Origin of the sequence: Pseudomonas sp. NPDC087358, assembly GCF_044900785.1 — a bacterium.
Classification (GTDB): Bacteria; Pseudomonadota; Gammaproteobacteria; order Pseudomonadales; family Pseudomonadaceae; genus Aquipseudomonas.
In genome coordinates, this window is sequence record NZ_JBJDOA010000014.1 from 48,041 (window position 1) to 65,720 (window position 17,680).

Consider the following 17,680-nt stretch of genomic DNA (forward strand, 5'->3'; position numbering starts at 1 on the left):
GCGGGACCGGCTTAATCAGCCTGCTGCTTGTACGCCAGGCGGAACTTATGCAGCAAAGGTTCGGTGTACCCGCTTGGCTGCTCGCGGCCCTTGAACACCAGCGCGCACGCCGCCTGGAACGCTATCGACTTGTCGAAGTTCTCGGCCATTGGTTTGTATGCCGAATCACCGGCGTTCTGCTTGTCCACCACCTTGGCCATGCGCTTGAGGGTTTCCATCGCGTAGTGGTCGTCGATCACCTTGTGACGCAACCAGTTGGCGATGTGCTGGCTGGAGATGCGCAGCGTGGCGCGGTCCTCCATCAGGCCGACGTTGTGAATGTCCGGCACCTTGGAACAGCCCACACCTTGCTCGACCCAGCGCACCACATAGCCAAGCAGGCCCTGGGCGTTATTCTCGACTTCCTCGCGAATCTGGTCTTCGGTCCAGTTGGCTTGGGCGGCCACGGGAACGGTGAGCAGGTCGAGCAGGATTTCCTCACTGACGCTGTCCAGGTCAACCTGCTCCAGTTCCTGTTGCACGGCCTTCACATCGACCTTGTGATAATGCAAGGCGTGCAGGGTCGCGGCGGTAGGCGAGGGCACCCAGGCGGTGGTCGCTCCGGATTTGGGATGGGCGATTTTCTGTTCCAGCATGTTGGCCATCAGATCCGGCATGGCCCACATGCCCTTGCCGATCTGCGCTCGGCCGCGCAGGCCGCAGGCCAGGCCCACCAGCACGTTGTTGCGCTCGTACGCCTTGATCCACGGCGTGGCCTTCATGTCGCCCTTGCGCAACATCGGGCCGGCTTCCATCGAGCTGTGCATCTCGTCACCGGTGCGGTCGAGAAAACCGGTATTGATGAACGCGACCCTGGCCGACGCGGCGTTGATGCAGGCCATGAGGTTGACGCTGGTGCGACGCTCTTCGTCCATGATCCCCATTTTCAGGGTATGACGCGGGATCTTCAGCACGTCCTCGATGCGGCTGAACAGCTGATCGGCGAACGCCACTTCGGCCGGACCGTGCATCTTGGGCTTGACGATGTAAACGCTACCGGCACGTGAGTTGCCGCGATTGTGCAGGTCGTGCAGGGCAATCAGACTGGTCATCACGCCATCAAGAATGCCTTCGGGGATTTCCTGGTTGCCGTCGTAGAGGATGGCCGGGTTGGTCATCAGATGCCCGACGTTACGGATGAACAGCAGCGAGCGCCCGTGCAGCGTGATGTGGCTGCCATCGGCTGCGGTGTATTGACGGTCGGCATTCAGGCGGCGAGTGATGGTCTTGCCGCCCTTGACCAGCTCTTCGCTCAGATCGCCCTTCATCAGGCCCAGCCAGTTGCGGTAAATCACCAGCTTGTCGTCGGCATCCACCGCCGCCACCGAGTCCTCGCAGTCAATGATGGTCGACAGCGCAGCTTCCAGCAGCAGGTCCTTGATGCCCGCCGGGTCGCTGCTGCCGATCGGGCTGCTCGGATCGATCTGGATTTCGATGTGCAGGCCGTGGTTCTTCAGCAGAATCGCATCGGGTTGGCGCGCGTCGCCCTGATAGCCGACATATTTTTCCGGCTGTGCCAGACGCGACTGACTGCCGTCGGTCAGGGTCACCAGCAGTTCGCCGCTATCGACCGCATAGGCCTTGGCCTGGACATGGGAGCCGGTGGCCAGAGGCGCGGCTTCATCGAGCAAGGCGCGGGCGAAGGCGATGACCTTGGTGCCACGCAGCGGGTTGTAGCCGGCCTTGATCTCGGCGCCGTTGGCATCGGAGATCGCATCGGTGCCATACAGTGCGTCGTACAGCGACCCCCAGCGCGCGTTCGCGGCATTCAACGCATAGCGGGCATTGGCCGCCGGGACGACCAGCTGCGGTCCAGCCTGCTCGCTGACTTCGATATCGACCTTGCTGGTGGTGACCTGAACTTGCGCGGGCACCGGTTGCAGGTAGCCGATGGAGTCGAGAAAGGCGATGTAGGCGGGCATGTCGGTGACCGGACCCGAATTGGCTTTGTGCCACTTGTCCAGTTGCGTCTGCAAGCGGTCGCGCTCGACCAGCAGCTCACGGTTGAGCGGCGCCAGGTCATGCACCAGCGAGTCGAAATCAGCCCAGAAAACCTCCGGGGTCAGCCCTGTTCCGGGAAGCACGTCCTCGTCGACAAAACGTTTCAGATTGGCTGCCACCTTGAGGTTCTGGCAGTTGACGAATTCGGTCATCGGGGCTCTCCATCATGAATATTATGTGCGGCTCGAACGGGTAGGAGTGAGCTTGCTCGCGATTGCAAACTGCCTGTGATGAAGGTGTGTCTGACACAGCCTTATCGCGAGCAAGCTCACTCCTACAGGGGTATATGTTTTGCGTCAGCCCGCATTCACCGCGGCAACACCGGCCTTGGCCACTTGCGCGTCCTGGTCGGCCTTGACGCCGGACACACCCACGGCGCCGATGGTCTCACCGTCCACGATCAGCGGTACGCCGCCTTCCAGCGAAGTCAGCAGGGGAGCGGTGACGAACGCGGTGCGGCCGCCATTGACCATCTCTTCATAGCCCTTGGATTCGCGACGGCCCAGCGCCGAGGTACGGGCCTTTTCGATGGCGATGTAGCCACCGATCGGCGCACAACCGTCCAGGCGTTCGAAGCCCAGCAGGTGGCCGCCGTCATCGGTCACGGCAATCGACACCGCCCAGCCATTGGCCTGGGCTTCTGTGCGAGCGGCAGCAAGGATCTGAGTGACTTCGGTCTGGGTCAGTACGGATTTGGTTTTCATGAAGCTCTCCTATAGAAAGATGTGTAGAGACGCTGTGCGATCAACTTGGATGCAGGGCGTCTTCGATCAGTTCGATCCAGTGTTTGACGGGTGTACGGCCGGCGCTCGCCAGATGGGTCTGGCAGCCGATATTGGCGGTAGCGATGACCTGCGGTCTGCCGCTTTCCAGCGCATTCATTTTGTTGTCGCGCAGCTGGCGGGACAACTCCGGCTGGGTGATCGAGTAAGTGCCGGCCGAGCCACAGCATAGGTGACTGTCGGGCACAGCGGTCAGATTGAAGCCCAGCCGTGTCAGCACCGCTTCCACTGCGCCACCGAGTTTCTGCGCGTGTTGCAGGGTGCAGGGGCAATGAAACGCCAGTGTCTGGCTGGTGCAGCCACCGAGTTTTTCCAGCGGTTCGGCACGCAATACCTCCACCAGGTCCTTGGTCAGTTCGCTGACCCTGGCCGCTTTGTCGGCATAGGCCGGGTCGTCACGCAGCATGTGCCCGTAGTCCTTGACGAACGCGCCGCAACCGCTGGCGGTCTGCACGATGGCTTCGGCGCCGGCCTGCACGCTCGGCCACCAGGCGTCAATGTTGCGACGGGCACGTTCCAAGCCCTGTTCCTGGGCATTGAGGTGGTAATCCACGGCGCCGCAGCAGCCGGCCTGAGCGATCGATTTGACGCTGATCTGCAGACGGTCGAGGACCCGCGCGGTGGCAGCATTGGTATTGGGCGACAGACCCGGTTGCACGCAGCCTTCAAGGATCAGCACCTGACGCGCATGTTGTTGGGTCGGACGCGCCTTGGCCGGGCGAATATCGCCAGGCAGTTTGCTTTTCAGGCTGCCGGGCAGCAGTGGTCGAAAGGCGTTGCCCACCTGCGTCAGGGTTTTGAACAACCCGGCGTTGGGCACCACCTGGCGCAGACTTTCGCGCAACAGGCGCTGGCCGAGCGGGCGCGGCACGGCGGCATCGACCACCGCGCGGCCGATGTCCAGCAGGTTGTGATAATTGACGCCCGAAGGGCAGGTGGTCTCGCAATTGCGGCACGACAGACAGCGGTCCAGATGCAGCTGGGTTTTCTCGGTGACTTCGCGGCCTTCGAGCACCTGCTTGATCAGGTAGATTCGCCCGCGTGGGCCGTCCAGTTCGTCACCGAGCAGTTGATAGGTCGGGCAGGTCGCGTTGCAGAAACCGCAGTGCACGCAGCTGCGCAAAATGCTTTCGGCTTCTTCGGCGCGGGGCAGTTGTTTTGCCTGTTCGCTCAGGGTGGTCTGCATGGTTCAGATCTCTGCGTACATTCGGCCCGGATTGAAAACTCCGTGCGGATCGAGTTGCGCCTTGAGCTGGCGGTGATAGCGCAACAGCGGCGCGGCCAGTGGCTGGAACGGGCTGTCATCCAGGCCGTGGCTGTAGCAGGTGGCGTGTCCACCAACCGCACCGACGATGGCGCGAATCTCGCTGCCGCTGGCATCGGACTTCAACCAGCGCTGCGCGCCGCCCCAGTCGATCAACTGATCACCAGGGATATCCAGCACGCCGGTATTGGTCGGCAGCGACAGGCGCCACAGCGCTCTGCCGTCGGTGAAGAAGTCCAGCCGGTGCGCGTTCAGCGCCTGCCAGTAAGCCGGGTCGATGGCCTCACCACCCAGGCGATCATGGGCCGCTGCCACTGATCCTTCACCGCCCTCCAGGCGCAGGCGCAGTACGCGTCCATCGTGGCTGGCGGCGCTGATCGGCAGCGGTTGCTGGCCCCATTCGGCGAGGCGGGCGAGGGCGCGGGTGCTGTCCGTTTCCAGGGCAATGCTGGTACACAGCCGGGGTTTGGGCAGCACTTTGAGCGAGACTTCGGTGATCAGGCCCAGGCAGCCGAAGCTGCCGGCCATCAGCCGCGACAGGTCGTAGCCGGCCACGTTTTTCATCACTTCGCCGCCGAACCGCAGATGCTTGCCCAGCCCGGTGATCACCCGGGTGCCGAGCACAAAGTCGCGCACCGAGCCTGACCACGGCCGGCGTGGCCCGGACAGTCCGGCGGCGATCATGCCGCCGACCGTGGCATCACCCACGCCGCCGTCACTGAAGATCGGCGGCTCGCAGGGCAGCATCTGCCCGGCAGCGTCCAGCGCGGCATTCAATTCACTGAGCGCAGTGCCGGCGCGTGCGGTGATCACAAGTTCGGTCGGATCGTAAGTGACGATGCCGCGATGAATCCGCGTGTCGAGCACTTCGCCGGCCACTTCGCGCCCTAGGAATGCCTTGCTGTTGGCGCCCTGGATGCGCAGCGGCAGGCCGTTCTGGATGGCCTCGTTGACCTGCTCTTGCAGGACCTGGCTGGCATCGCGGTCTGGGGCATTGATTTGCGGTTGACGTTCGGCGCCCATCAGAAACGCTCCAGTTCAGGGAAGGGCAGCTTGCCCATGTGCACGTGCATCGCACCGAATTCGGCGCAGCGATGCAGGGTCGGGATGTTCTTGCCGGGATTGAGCATGCCGCTGGGGTCGAACGCCGCCTTCACTGCGTGGAACAGGGTCAGCTCATCGCTGTTGAACTGCGCGCACATCTGATTGATCTTCTCGCGACCCACGCCATGCTCGCCGGTGATGCTGCCACCGACTTTCACGCACAGTTCGAGGATTTTCCCGCCCAGTGCTTCGGCCCGGTCCAGCTCGCCTGGCTGGTTGGCATCGAAAAGGATCAGCGGGTGCATGTTGCCGTCGCCGGCATGGAACACATTGGCCACCCGCAGTCCGTATTGTTCGGAAAGCGCGGTAATGCCCTTCAGTACGCCGGGCAATTCCCGACGCGGGATGGTGCCGTCCATGCAGTAATAATCCGGCGACAGCCGACCCACCGCCGGGAACGCGTTCTTGCGCCCGGCCCAGAAGCGCACGCGCTCGGCTTCGTCTTTTGCCTGGCGCACTTCGGTGGCGCCGGCTTTTTCCAATACTGCACGGACCCGCGAGCAGTCGTCATGCACGTCGGCTTCCACGCCGTCCAGCTCACACAGCAGGATGGCTTCGGCGTCTACCGGGTAACCGGCATGGATAAAATCTTCAGCGGCGCGGATCGCCAGGTTATCCATCATCTCCAGCCCGCCGGGGATGATGCCCTCGGCAATGATGTCGCCGACCGCGCGACCGGCTTTTTCCACGGAGTCGAATGCTGCCAGCAGCACCCGTGCGACTTGCGGCTTGGGCAACAGCTTGACGGTCACTTCAGTGATGATGCCGAGCATGCCTTCGGAGCCGGTGAACAATGCCAGCAGGTCGAAACCCGGGGAGTCCAGCGCATCGGAGCCGAGTACCAGGCGTTCACCTTCAACGGTGAGGATGTCGACCTTGAGCAGGTTATGCACGGTCAGCCCGTACTTCAGACAATGCACGCCACCGGCGTTTTCCGCGACGTTGCCACCGATGGAGCAGGCAATCTGCGAGGACGGGTCGGGAGCGTAATAAAGGTCATAGGGGGCTGCTGCCTGGGAAATCGCCAGGTTGCGTACCCCCGGTTGTACGCGAGCGAATCGACCTGCCGGGTCGATGTGGAGGATCTTGTTGAACCGCGCCATGACCAGCAGCACGCCCTTCTCCAGCGGCAATGCGCCGCCGGAGAGGCCGGTGCCCGCGCCGCGTGCCACCACCGGCACGCCGCGTTCGTGGCAGACCTTGAGCAGGGTTTGCACTTGCTCCAGGCGTTGCGGCAGCACCACCAGCATCGGCGTGGTGCGGTAGGCGGAGAGGCCGTCGCATTCGTAGGGGCGCAGTTCTTCCTCGCGGTGGAGGATGTCCAGATCAGGCAGGCGTGACTGCAAGGCCTGCAGCAGCTGGGCCTTGTCGATGACCGGCAGCGCGCCATCGACGCGTTCGTCGTAAAGAATATTCATGATGGGTTTGCAACCCTGGTTGTTTTTATTGAGGCCCGTTCTATTGATGAACGTTCTACGGCTGACTTGCATCATTGGCCTCGCGGCCTTTACTGTCCATGTCTGAACGCACTGGTCGAACCAGTTTCTTTTGGCATTTGCACAAAAGAAATTGCAAAAATCCTTGGTAATCAGTGATCTGGTAGTCGATGTGGTTTCTATTGTTTGCATTTCTGCAACTGGTCATACCAGTCTGAATGGCGCCTGCGGACGTGCTCTACGCGGTACATCACCCAGCCATTGGCGCCGGCTCCTACACCCGTGCATGGCCCGGCAAACCCATTTTCAAGGAAGCACCTAGTATGAATAACCCTGACCTCAGGCGCCCGCCGCAAGTCGCCGACGTGGTAAGCGAACGTATCGAGCGGTTGATCGTCGATGGCGTGCTCAAGGTCGGGCAGTTGCTGCCCTCCGAACGGCGCCTGACGGAGAAGCTCGGTGTTTCGCGCACGGCCCTGCGTGAAGGCCTGAAACTGCTGCGCGCTCGAGGCATCATCGAAACCCGGCAGGGCAAAGGCTCGTTCGTCGCGCAAATGGGTGGGCTGGGGCTCTCCGCCACGTCACCGCTGATGCATCTGTTCGCCTCGCAACCGCGCACCCTCTACGACCTGTTCGAGGTGCGCAGCCTGCTTGAAGGCGAGTCTGCGCGCTTGGCGGCGCTGCGTGGCACCGACGCTGATTTCGTGCTGATCACCCGCGCCTACGATGCGCTGGTGGCGGCGCATGGTCATGAACTGGCCGCCTCCGAGCATGCGCGCCTGGACCACGCCTTTCACCTGGCGATCAGTGAGGCGTCGCATAACCCGGTGCTGGTGCAGACCCTGCGCTCTTTGACCGACCTGTTGCTCAATACCGTATTCGCCTCGGTCAACAACCTCTATCACCGCGAAGCGCAAAAACGTCAGATCGATCGTCATCATGCCCGTCTCTACAACGCCGTCACCGGCCGGCTGCCGGAACAGGCGCGCAAGGCTGCCGTGGCGCACATCCAGAGCATCTGCGAAAACCTGCGCGAGATCGAGGATGAAGAGCAGCGTCTGGTTCGGGCGACCTTGCGCCTGGAGGGGTGGGCCTGACCTTGACAGCCACGGAGGAATGGCTCAGTTTACGCATTGCGTAAAGCGTTTACGAATAACAAGAAAATAACAGGCCATTGCCCGTGGATCTTTTTACCTACTATCGTTCAACCTCCAGCTATCGAGTGCGTATCGCCCTGGCATTGAAAGGCCTGCAGGTCGACGCTGTGGCGGTCAATCTGATTCGTGACGGCGGCGAACATCATAAGCCTGACTACCTGGCCATCAATCCACAGGGCCGCGTGCCTGCGCTCAGGCTCGAAGCGGGTCAGGTGATCATCCAGTCGCCGGCCATCATCGAATACCTTGAAGAACGCTTTCCCACCCCGGCGCTATTGCCGCAGGGTCTGCTCGAACGCGCGCAACATCGACAGGTGGCGGCATTGATCGCGTGTGATATTCATCCGTTGCATAACGTCGCAGTGCTCAATCGCCTGCGCGGTCTGGGCCATCCGGAGGACGATGTGAGCGCCTGGATTGGCCACTGGATCAATCAGGGATTTGCCGCCGTTGAGGCGCTGATCGGCGACGAAGGCTTCTGCTTCGCAGATGTTGGCCTGGCCGATGTATACCTGTTGCCGCAACTGTACGCAGCGAGGCGTTTCAACGTCGATTTGCGTGCCTTCCCGCGCATCTGTCGGGTCGAGGCGCTGGCGTTGCAGCATCCTGCCTTCCAGCTCGCGCATCCTGATGCGCAATTCGATAAGCCGGAGTAACCTTTCCTACATGAAAATCTTCGGTCTGCAATTGATCTTTGGCGACTTCCTCGCCCGCAGCGTTCGCGGTATACCCTGCGCGCCACCCGCTGAACAGTGATCTTCGCCGCTGTGCATTTCACTATTTAGCAGGAGCAAGACCGTGACTGATCTCTATGAAAATCCGATGGGCCTGATGGGCTTCGAATTCATCGAATTCGCCTCGCCAACCCCCAACATGCTGGAGCCGGTGTTCCAGATGATGGGCTTCACCAAGGTCGCCAACCACCGCTCCAAGAACGTGGCGCTGTACCGCCAGGGCGCGATCAACATCATCCTCAACAACGAACCGCACAGCCAGGCGTCCTGGTTCGCCGCCGAGCACGGGCCGTCGGTGTGTGGCATGGCGTTCCGGGTCAAGGATTCGCAGCAGGCCTACAAGCGTGCGCTGGAGTTGGGTGCGCAGCCGATTGAAATCGGCACCGGGCCGATGGAGCTACGCCTGCCTGCGATCAAGGGGATCGGTGGCGCGCCGCTGTACCTGATCGACCGCTTCGGTGAAGGCACCTCGATCTACGACATCGACTTCGTGTTCATCGAAGGCGTCGAGCGCCACCCGCAAGGCGCTGGCCTGAAGTTCATCGACCACCTGACGCACAATGTTTACCGTGGGCGCATGGCGTACTGGGCGAACTTCTACGAGAAGCTGTTCAATTTCCGCGAAATTCGCTATTTCGATATCAAGGGCGAGTACACCGGTCTGACCTCCAAGGCGATGACCGCGCCGGACGGCATGATCCGCATCCCGCTCAATGAAGAGTCGTCCAGAGGTGCCGGGCAGATCGAAGAGTTCCTGATGCAGTTCAACGGTGAAGGCATTCAGCACGTAGCGTTCTTTACCGAAAACCTGATCGATACCTGGGACCGGCTCAAAGCCTTAGGCATGCGCTTCATGACCGCGCCCCCGGACACCTATTACGAAATGCTCGAAGGCCGCTTGCCCAACCACGGCGAGCCTGAAAGCGAGTTGAAGGCACGCGGCATTCTGCTCGATGGCAACTCCGAGGGCGGCAGCCAGCGCCTGTTGTTGCAGATCTTCTCGGAAACGCTGATGGGGCCGGTGTTCTTTGAATTCATTCAGCGCAAGGGCGATGACGGCTTCGGCGAGGGCAACTTCAAGGCCTTGTTCGAGTCGATCGAGCGCGACCAGGTGCGGCGTGGCGTGTTGACGGCGGATTAACCCAAGACGCCTACAGCGCGACAGGCGAACCCTGTAGCGTCCGGCATGCCGGCGGTGGCGTCCGTGTGACCGCTGCCGCCGGCAAGCCGGACTGCTACAGGGCTTATGCGCGGTTAAGCGTCGGGCATTTGCCCACCCATGCGCGCACTGATCGCCTGGGCGGTGTGCAACAGTTTCTGCGCCGCCGCGGCCTGACGCTGATCGGTGAACACCGACGCCGATCCCACCACTGTCACCACGCCCGCCAGCTTGTTGCCCATGGCGAATACCGGCGACGACACCGCGTTGACCCCGGCCATCAGCAACCCGTGAATCTGGTGCACGCCGGTGCTGCGGATTTCCTTGATGTGCCGGTCTATTTCCTTCAACTGCCTGGCGTTCAAGCCGCTCGATTCCGACTCGCGTAACGCTGCGGTCTCGGCGTTCGAAAGGAAGGTGTCGAACACCAGCCCCGTGGATGAACCAAGCAGCGGCAACACCGAGCCGATCTGGGTCACCAGCGTGACCGCACCCAGCGATTGCTCCACGTAGACCACGGTCGGGCCCTTATTGCCCCACACCGCCAGAAAACAGGTCTCGTTCAGCTCGTCGCGCAGTGCGATCAGCGCCGGCGCGCAGGTTTTCAGCACGTCCAGCTGGCTCAACGCCGCAAGGCCGACCTGCAGGGCCGAGCGTCCCAGCCGGTAATGGTTGGTGACCGGGTCCTGCTCGGCGAACCCGCTGTCCACCAACGCCTGCAAGTAACGGTGCACTTTGCTGGCAGGCATGCCGACATGTTCGGCGAGCTTGGACAGCGAAGTGGCGGGGGCCAGTTCCGCCAACGCCTTGAGGATGCCGACGCCGACTTCGGCCGATTGCACCTTCTGTTGGCGGGGGGCTGCAGGAGTTGCGGATTCTTCGGTCATGAGCGAGGAGGGCGCCGGTCTGAGAAGGCTGCTTTATAGCTTGACCGACAGCCAAACTCAAATTACGTTAAGCGTAATTGGTTTACGATAATACGCGTCACGATGATCCCGTAGGGGTGAGCTTGCTCGCGATCGCGTTCGCCCATCACCCATGTGTTGTCTGCACTACCGCCATCGCGAGCAAGCTCACTCCTACAGGGGCATGCCCGTCAATAACAACAAGAGGTCAAGATGTCCACGGCACCTGCATCCCAGGCTTTGCAATACCAGTGCGGCTTTGGCAACCAGTTCAGCAGCGAGGCAGTTGCCGGCGGCCTGCCGGTCGGGCAGAACTCACCGCAGCGCCATCCGCTTGGGCTGTACGCCGAGCAGTTTTCCGGAACAGCCTTCACTGTCCCTCGTGCCGAGGCCCGGCGCACCTGGCTGTATCGGATCAAGCCGTCGGCCGCGCATCCCCGATTTCAGCGTCTGGCGCGGCAGATAAGCGGTCAGCAACCAGGCCCGATTACCCCCAATCGCCTGCGCTGGAACGCCTTCGACATCCCCGCCGAACCAACTGACTTGATCGACGGATTGATTGCGCTGGCCAGCACCTCGGCGGCGGATCAGGCCGAAGGGGTCAGCGTGTATGTGTTTGCCGCCAACCGCTCCATGCAGCGCGCGTTCTTCAATGCCGATGGCGAATGGTTGATCGTCCCGCAGCAAGGTCGCTTGCGGATCGTCACCGAGCTGGGCCTGCTGGACATCGAACCCCAGCAAATCGCCGTGCTGCCTCGCGGTCTGAAATTCAGCGTGCACCTGCTCGACGGCGCCGCCAGGGGGTATATCTGCGAAAACCACGGTGGTCCCCTGCGCCTGCCGGACCTGGGCCCGATCGGCAGCAATGGGCTGGCCAATCCCCGGGATTTCCAGGCGCCGGTGGCTCACTTCGACAACAGCGAGCAACCCACCGTGCTGGTGCAGAAGTTCCTTGGCGAGCTATGGGCGACCGAGCTGGAGCACTCGCCCTTCGACGTGGTGGCGTGGCATGGCAACAACGTGCCGTATCGATACGATCTGCGTCGGTTCAACACCCTGGGCACCGTCAGTTACGATCACCCGGACCCCTCGATCTTTACCGTACTCACCTCACCGGGGCCGGTTCATGGCCAGGCCAACGTCGATTTCGTGATCTTCCCGCCGCGCTGGATGGTCGCTGAAAACACCTTCCGCCCACCCTGGTTTCATCGCAACCTGATGAACGAATTCATGGGCCTGATCGACGGTGCCTACGACGCCAAGGCCGAAGGCTTCATGCCAGGCGGGGTGTCGCTGCACAACTGCATGAGTGCTCATGGCCCGGACAACGCCACCGCTCAGAAAGCCATGGCGGCAGACCTTGCGCCGCACAAGATCGAACAGACCATGGCGTTCATGTTCGAGACCAGCAAGGTCCTGCGCCCCAGCCGCCACGCGCTGGAATGCCCGCAACTGCAAAATGATTACGATGCCTGCTGGAATGGCATCGCCAGAACATTCAAACCCCTCGATACGGACAGCCAACGATGAGCACTTCCCAACCCGCCCGCAGTTGGGTGACTTGCGCCAACGATCACCCTGATTTTGCGCTGCAGAACCTGCCGTTCGGCGTGTTCAGTCGACAGGGCTTGGCCAAGCGGGGTGGCGTGGCCATTGGCGACTGCATTTTCGACCTGCAAGCGGCCCTCGACGCGAGCCTGTTCAACGGCGTAGCGAGGCTGGCTGCCGAAGCGGCATGCCGGGGTCAGCTCAACGATTTTTTTGCCCTCGGCCCATCGTCACGCCAGGCGCTGCGCAGCGAACTACTGCACCTGCTCGATGAAGCCAGCCCACAGCGCGAGCGCCTGCAGGCGATGGGTTCAACCTTGCTGGTTGCCCAGAGTGAATGTCAGATGCACCTGCCCGCGCAGGTCGGCGACTACACCGACTTCTACGTGGGCATTCATCACGCGATGAACGTCGGCAAACTGTTCCGTCCCGACAATCCGTTGCTGCCGAACTACAAATACGTGCCCATCGCCTACCACGGTCGGGCCTCGACGCTGTGCGTGTCGGGCACCGCGGTCAAGCGTCCCGGTGGTCAGACCCTCGCGCCGGGCGCTGAAGTGCCGTCGTTCGGGCCGAGCAAACGCCTGGACTACGAACTGGAAGTGGGTGTGTGGATGGGTCCGGGTAATGAGGCGGGCGAGCCGATCGATATCGGTCAGGCGCATGAACACATTGCCGGTTTCTGCCTGCTCAACGACTGGTCGGCCCGCGATCTGCAAGCCTGGGAATACCAGCCGCTGGGGCCGTTTCTGTCGAAAAGCTTCGCTACCAGCATTTCGCCCTGGGTGGTGACGGCCGAAGCGCTGGCGCCGTTTCGCAGCCCTCAACCGAAACGCCCCGAAGGCGATCCACGGCCGCTGGATTACCTGTTCGATGAGCGCGACCAGCAACAGGGCGCGCTGGATATCGAACTGGAAGTGCTGCTGCTCACCGCGCAGATGAAAGACCACGGCCTGGCGCCGCAACGCCTGGCGTTGAGCAACACGCTGAACATGTACTGGACCGTGGCGCAGATGGTCACGCATCACAGTGTCAACGGCTGCAAACTGCAGCCCGGGGATCTGTTCGGCACGGGGACCTTGTCCGGTCCGCAAGCGGGGCAGTTCGGCAGCCTGCTGGAGATGACCGAAGGCGGCAAACACGCCGTCGAACTGCCGAGCGGCGAGACGCGGAAGTTTCTCGAAGCCGGTGACGAAGTGATCCTCAAGGCGCGCTGCCGCAGGGGCGGCCAGGTGAGCATCGGCTTTGGTGAGTGTCGCGGGGTGGTGGTGGGGTGATGGCTACCTTTTTGTTGGCGTGACACCAGACCTGTAGGAGTGAGCTTGCTCGCGATTGGGGCAGGTCACGTCACCACCCCTTGACCCCTTGCCATCGCGAGCAAGCTCACTCCTACAGTGATTTGCGTTATGGCTTGAAGCCCGACAGCAACGACCCGCTCCTGGGCAAAAACTGCCCTTGCCGTTCACCTTGCGGCTTGCCCTGGGCATAGCTCAATTGCCCGTTCACCCACACGCCATCGATGCCTTCGGCGGCGCGGGTGGGGTGCTTGAAGTCGGCGACGTCGCGCACGGTTTCGGCGTCGAACAACACCAAGTCCGCCCAGTACCCCTCACGAACGAAACCGCGCTCATGCAGGCCAAAGCGGGTGGCGGTCAGGCCGGTCATCTTGTGGATGGCGGTGTGCAGCGGGAACAGGCCCAGATCGCGGCTGAAATGCCCCAGCACCCGTGGAAACGCACCCCACAAGCGCGGATGCGGAAACGGGTCTTCCGGCAGACCGTCCGAGCCGATCATCGACAGTGGGTGCTTCATGATGCGCTGCACATCGTTTTCGTCCATGCCGTAGTACACCGCCCCCGCCGGTTGCAGCTGACGCGCGGCATCGAGCAGCGACAGGCCCCAGTCGGCAGCGATGTCCTTGAGGTCGCGGCCGCTCTGATCGGGGTGCGGCGTCGACCAGGTGATAGTGATGCGGAACGCGTCGGTCACCTGCTTGAGGTCCAGGGTCGAGGAGCTGGCGGCGTACGGGTAGCAATCACAGCCGACCGGCTGGCTCAGCGCTGCTTTTTCCAGCGATGCCAACAACTGCGGGCTGCGACCCCAGTTGCCTGCGCCGGCGCATTTGAGATGGGAAATCACCACCGGCGATCGGGCGTGGCGACCGATGTCGAACGCTTCGTCCATGGCCTCCAGCACCGGCTCGAACTCACTGCGCAAATGGGTGGTGTAAACCGCACCGAAGGCGGTCAGCTCCTCGGCCAATTGTTTGACCTCGTCGGTGTCTGCCGAATACGCCGAGGCGTAGGCCAGCCCGGTCGACAATCCCAGTGCGCCATCTTCCAGGCTCTGGCGCAACTGCTCGCGCATGGCGGCGATTTCTCCAGCGGTGGCGCTGCGAAACAGATCGTCCAGATGATTGCTGCGCAGGGCCGTATGACCGATCAGCGCCGCGACGTTGACCGCCGGGCGAGCCTTGTTCACGGCCTCGCGATAGTCGCTGAAGCGCGGATAGGCAAAAGCCGCTGCGGGACCCAGCAGATTCATCGGGTCGGGCGGATCGCCCGCCAGGCTGACCGGGGACGCGCTGATCCCGCAGTTACCGACGATCACCGTGGTCACCCCCTGGGTGATCTTGGGCAGCATCTCGGGCTGGCGAATCACCACGGTGTCGTCGTGGGTGTGGACGTCGATGAAGCCTGGCGCCAGCACTCGGCCTGCGGCGTTTATTTCTTGGTTGGCCGACAGCCCGTCCAGTTTGCCGATGCGCTGGACGCGCCCGTCGCCGATCGCCACGTCGGCGCGATAGCCCGGCGTGTCGCTGCCATCGATGACCAGGGCGTCGCGGATGATCAGGTCGTAAAGCATGCGTCAGTCTCCAAGCGGCAGGCCATCGTCACCGCCGCGGTAATCATCGAGGGCCAGCTTGATGCGGCGCAGGCGTTCCTGGTTGTCATCAGGGGCGATCAGCGCCAGTTCCGTGGACAGCACATCGATGGTCAGCAGCATGCCGTAGCGCGCTGCCGTGGGTTTGTAGATGAAATTGGTTTCGGCGATCTGCAACGCCAGGACCACGTCCGCCAACTCGGCCAGCGGCGAGCCGGGCAGGGTGATCGCCAGAATCTTCGCGCCATAGCTGCGTGCAAGTTTCACCACCTCCAGCAGCTCCGGCGTGCGTCCGCTGAGCGAGCAGACGATCAGGCTGTTTTCCGGTCCAAGCGTCGCGGCGATCAGGCGCATCATCACCGGGTCGCGACTGGCAGCGATGGGGTAGCCCAGGCGCACCAGACGGGTCTGCAATTCTTCGCTGCACAGGCTTGAGCAGCCGCCCATGCCGAAGCTGTGGATCATCCGCGCCGGCGTCAGCAGAGCGACCGCCGCCTTGAACCGCGACTCGTCGAACCCGCCCAGATGCTGGCGTAACGTCGACTCGATATCGCCGACGATCTGGGCGAAGAACGCCGACTGTTCCGGCGCCTGTTCAGGGTTGAGAAAACGGCTGCCGACGCCGCTGGCCTGGGCCAGTTGCAGGCGCAGGTCGCGCAGATCCTTGCAACCGATGCTGCGGGCGAAGCGCGATAGCGTGGCGCTGCTGACCTCGGCGCGAGAAGCCAGGTCATCGAGGCTGGCGCTGGCCGAGAACGCCACATCGCTGAGAATCAGCCTGGCGATGCGGCCCTCGCCTGCACTGAAGGAGTCCTGACGGGCGCGGATCTGGTAAAGGATGTCCACTCAGATCACCTGCGCCAGACCGAGAGTCAGAACGAAGGCGATCACCGAGATCAGCGTCTCCAGCACCGTCCAGGTCTTGAAGGTTTGCGCCACGGTCATGTTGAAGTACTCCTTGATAAGCCAGAAACCGCCGTCGTTGACGTGGGAAAAGATCACCGATCCGGCACCGGTGGCCAGCACCAGCAGCTCCGGATGCGGATATCCCAGGCCCATCGCCACAGGCGCAACGATGCCCGAAGCGGTGGTCATGGCCACGGTCGCCGAGCCGGTCGCCACTCGCATCAGCGCCGCGAACAGCCAGCCCATCAGCAACGGCGACAGATGAAAATCCTGGGCCAGACCAACGATTTCATTGGTCACGCCGCTGTCCACCAGGATCTTGTTCAGACCGCCACCGGCGCCGACCAGCAGCGTGATGCTGGCCGTTGGCGCCAGGCATTCCTGGGTGAACCTGAGGATCGAATCACGATTGAAGCCTTGCGCGATCCCCAGGGTCCAGAAGCTGAGCAAGGTCGCCAGCAACAGGGCGATCACCGAGTTGCCGATGAACAACAGGAAGCTGTTGAAAGCGCTGCCCGGTGTGGAAATCAGGTTAGCCCAACCACCCAGCAACATCAGCAATACCGGCAGCAGGATGGTGGCCATGGTGAGCGCAAAACCGGGCAGTTGCTTGCGCGGTTCGCGGTCGAGAAACTGCTTGGCCAGCGGGTTCTCGTCGGGCAGATGAATGCGTGGCGCAATGAATTTTGCGTAGACGGGGCCTGCGATGATGGCCGTCGGGATGCCGATCAGGATCGCATAGAACAGGGTCTGGCCCACCGATGCCTGATACGCCTGTACCGCAAGCATCGCGGCCGGATGCGGCGGGACCAGGGCATGAACCACCGAGAGACCGGCGACCATCGGCAGACCGACCATCAGGATCGACACGCCAACCCGGCGCGCCACGGTGAAGGCAATCGGCACCAGCAGCACGAAGCCGACCTCGAAAAACAGCGGCAAGCCCACCAGAAACGCAATGCAGACCATCGCCCAGTGAGCGTTGCGTTCGCCAAAGCGGTCGATCAGCGTGCGCGCTACCTGCTCGGCACCGCCGGACTCGGCCATCATTTTGCCGAGCATGGTGCCCAGCGCCACGACCAGCGCGATATGGCCAAGGGTCTTGCCGACCCCGCCTTCATAGGAGGCTACCACCGAGGTCGCGGGCATGCCGGCGACCAGCGCCAGGCCGACCGAAACCAGGGTGATGACAACGAACGGATTGAGACGAAAACGCGCGATCAGGACGATCAGGGCAATGATCGCGATGGCGGCATAGACCAACAGGGACAGGCCGGTAGACGGTGGCATGCAACATTCCTTGCAGAGATTAGGAGAGGTCAGGGTTTGCCGGCGTGCAGGTGGGTTGCGGCGCAGGCAAACGGTGAAAAGGTCTCGGCAGTGGGTGTTGCTAAAGGCGTGCGGGACGAAGCGTGGGTGAGGAAATGGCAATCACAGGCAGGCATTATTTTTATCTCTGATTTCGTGATGAAAATTAAATTACACGAAAGCAGTCATAAATATCAATTTATGAAAACTAATTTCTTACGCAGGATTGAGTGCCGGACTGTTTCTGCCTGGCAGATGCTCGCAAGCAAGGCCCACTACGGGCAGAAATCCGAGTGGCGACGAAACCACCTCTAGCCGTCCGGCTTGCCGGCGGGGATGACTATCAGATCACCACCGCCGGCAAGCCGGACGGCTACAGGGGTGGTGGGATGGCGCAACGCATTTGCGCACACCAGAGAATCTCCCAAGGCCTGCGGCTGGCAACATTTGTTGC

General features: G+C 62.2%; 14 protein-coding genes. 5 read left to right on the forward strand and 9 right to left on the reverse strand.

Annotated elements, in window-relative coordinates:
* Positions 1-11: 11 nt before the first annotated feature.
* From ACI2KS_RS25205 to glcD, 5 genes are all read right to left on the reverse strand, one after another.
* Positions 12-2,192, reverse strand: a complete 2,181-nt coding sequence (locus ACI2KS_RS25205; RefSeq protein ID WP_404623728.1) for a malate synthase G — start codon at positions 2,190-2,192, stop codon at positions 12-14.
* Between the two features lie 144 nt (positions 2,193-2,336).
* The gene (locus tag ACI2KS_RS25210) at positions 2,337-2,744 is read right to left on the reverse strand and encodes a heme-binding protein (RefSeq protein WP_404623729.1); all 408 of its coding nucleotides are present in this window, start codon (positions 2,742-2,744) and stop codon (positions 2,337-2,339) included.
* A gap of 40 nt (positions 2,745-2,784) precedes the next feature.
* Positions 2,785-4,008, reverse strand: a complete 1,224-nt coding sequence (glcF, locus tag ACI2KS_RS25215) for a glycolate oxidase subunit GlcF (RefSeq protein WP_404623730.1) — start codon at positions 4,006-4,008, stop codon at positions 2,785-2,787.
* Between the two features lie 3 nt (positions 4,009-4,011).
* A complete protein-coding gene (glcE, locus tag ACI2KS_RS25220) occupies positions 4,012-5,109 on the reverse strand; it encodes a glycolate oxidase subunit GlcE (protein ID WP_404623731.1) in 1,098 nt (365 codons plus the stop codon).
* Positions 5,109-6,608, reverse strand: a complete 1,500-nt coding sequence (gene glcD / locus ACI2KS_RS25225; protein ID WP_404623732.1) for a glycolate oxidase subunit GlcD — start codon at positions 6,606-6,608, stop codon at positions 5,109-5,111. The genes glcE and glcD overlap by 1 nt, the downstream gene beginning before the upstream one ends.
* Positions 6,609-6,949: 341 nt before the next feature.
* Here glcD and glcC point away from each other — a divergent pair, with 341 nt between their 5' ends.
* From glcC to hppD, 3 genes are all read left to right on the forward strand, one after another.
* The gene (glcC, locus tag ACI2KS_RS25230) at positions 6,950-7,723 is read left to right on the forward strand and encodes a transcriptional regulator GlcC (protein WP_404623733.1); all 774 of its coding nucleotides are present in this window, start codon (positions 6,950-6,952) and stop codon (positions 7,721-7,723) included.
* 83 nt (positions 7,724-7,806) lie between these two features.
* A complete protein-coding gene (gene maiA, locus ACI2KS_RS25235) occupies positions 7,807-8,439 on the forward strand; it encodes a maleylacetoacetate isomerase (protein ID WP_404623734.1) in 633 nt (210 codons plus the stop codon).
* 142 nt (positions 8,440-8,581) lie between these two features.
* Positions 8,582-9,658 (forward strand): 4-hydroxyphenylpyruvate dioxygenase, encoded by a 1,077-nt coding sequence (hppD, locus tag ACI2KS_RS25240; protein ID WP_404623735.1) that lies wholly within the window; start codon positions 8,582-8,584, stop codon positions 9,656-9,658.
* 113 nt (positions 9,659-9,771) lie between these two features.
* Here the strand turns inward: hppD and ACI2KS_RS25245 are convergent, their stop codons facing one another.
* Positions 9,772-10,563 (reverse strand): IclR family transcriptional regulator, encoded by a 792-nt coding sequence (locus tag ACI2KS_RS25245; protein ID WP_404623736.1) that lies wholly within the window; start codon positions 10,561-10,563, stop codon positions 9,772-9,774.
* Between the two features lie 231 nt (positions 10,564-10,794).
* On the opposite strand from ACI2KS_RS25245, the gene hmgA reads away from it, so the two are divergent.
* Together hmgA and fahA are read left to right on the forward strand one after the other, a co-directional pair.
* Positions 10,795-12,111 (forward strand): homogentisate 1,2-dioxygenase, encoded by a 1,317-nt coding sequence (gene hmgA, locus ACI2KS_RS25250; protein WP_404623737.1) that lies wholly within the window; start codon positions 10,795-10,797, stop codon positions 12,109-12,111.
* On the forward strand, positions 12,108-13,406 hold the full coding sequence (fahA, locus tag ACI2KS_RS25255; RefSeq protein ID WP_404623738.1) for a fumarylacetoacetase: 1,299 nt from the start codon (positions 12,108-12,110) through the stop codon (positions 13,404-13,406). Before hmgA ends, fahA begins: the two co-directional genes overlap by 4 nt.
* Before the next feature lie 127 nt (positions 13,407-13,533).
* On the opposite strand, the gene ACI2KS_RS25260 is transcribed toward fahA, so the two are convergent.
* From ACI2KS_RS25260 to ACI2KS_RS25270, 3 genes are read right to left on the reverse strand one after another with little or no spacing between them, the layout of a single operon-like run.
* Positions 13,534-14,994: an amidohydrolase family protein gene (locus ACI2KS_RS25260; RefSeq protein WP_404623739.1), complete on the reverse strand. Its 1,461-nt coding sequence runs from the start codon at positions 14,992-14,994 to the stop codon at positions 13,534-13,536.
* A 3-nt stretch (positions 14,995-14,997) separates the two neighbouring features.
* The gene (locus ACI2KS_RS25265) at positions 14,998-15,858 is read right to left on the reverse strand and encodes a MurR/RpiR family transcriptional regulator (RefSeq protein WP_404623740.1); all 861 of its coding nucleotides are present in this window, start codon (positions 15,856-15,858) and stop codon (positions 14,998-15,000) included.
* On the reverse strand, positions 15,859-17,208 hold the full coding sequence (locus ACI2KS_RS25270) for a gluconate:H+ symporter (RefSeq protein WP_404623741.1): 1,350 nt from the start codon (positions 17,206-17,208) through the stop codon (positions 15,859-15,861).
* Between the last annotated feature and the right edge of the window lie 472 nt (positions 17,209-17,680).

Bases quoted from the DNA above. Each gene is read 5' to 3' on its own strand.
- ACI2KS_RS25270 (WP_404623741.1), bottom strand. From the start codon at position 17,208: ATGCCACCGTCTACCGGCCTGTCCCTGTTGGTCTATGCCGCCATCGCG.
- glcF (WP_404623730.1), bottom strand. From the start codon at position 4,008: ATGCAGACCACCCTGAGCGAACAGGCAAAACAACTGCCCCGCGCCGAA.
- glcE (WP_404623731.1), bottom strand. From the start codon at position 5,109: ATGGGCGCCGAACGTCAACCGCAAATCAATGCCCCAGACCGCGATGCC.
- ACI2KS_RS25210 (WP_404623729.1), bottom strand. From the start codon at position 2,744: ATGAAAACCAAATCCGTACTGACCCAGACCGAAGTCACTCAGATCCTT.
- hmgA (WP_404623737.1), top strand. From the start codon at position 10,795: ATGTCCACGGCACCTGCATCCCAGGCTTTGCAATACCAGTGCGGCTTT.
- fahA (WP_404623738.1), top strand. From the start codon at position 12,108: ATGAGCACTTCCCAACCCGCCCGCAGTTGGGTGACTTGCGCCAACGAT.
- glcC (WP_404623733.1), top strand. From the start codon at position 6,950: ATGAATAACCCTGACCTCAGGCGCCCGCCGCAAGTCGCCGACGTGGTA.
- glcD (WP_404623732.1), bottom strand. From the start codon at position 6,608: ATGAATATTCTTTACGACGAACGCGTCGATGGCGCGCTGCCGGTCATC.
- ACI2KS_RS25260 (WP_404623739.1), bottom strand. From the start codon at position 14,994: ATGCTTTACGACCTGATCATCCGCGACGCCCTGGTCATCGATGGCAGC.
- ACI2KS_RS25245 (WP_404623736.1), bottom strand. From the start codon at position 10,563: ATGACCGAAGAATCCGCAACTCCTGCAGCCCCCCGCCAACAGAAGGTG.
- ACI2KS_RS25205 (WP_404623728.1), bottom strand. From the start codon at position 2,192: ATGACCGAATTCGTCAACTGCCAGAACCTCAAGGTGGCAGCCAATCTG.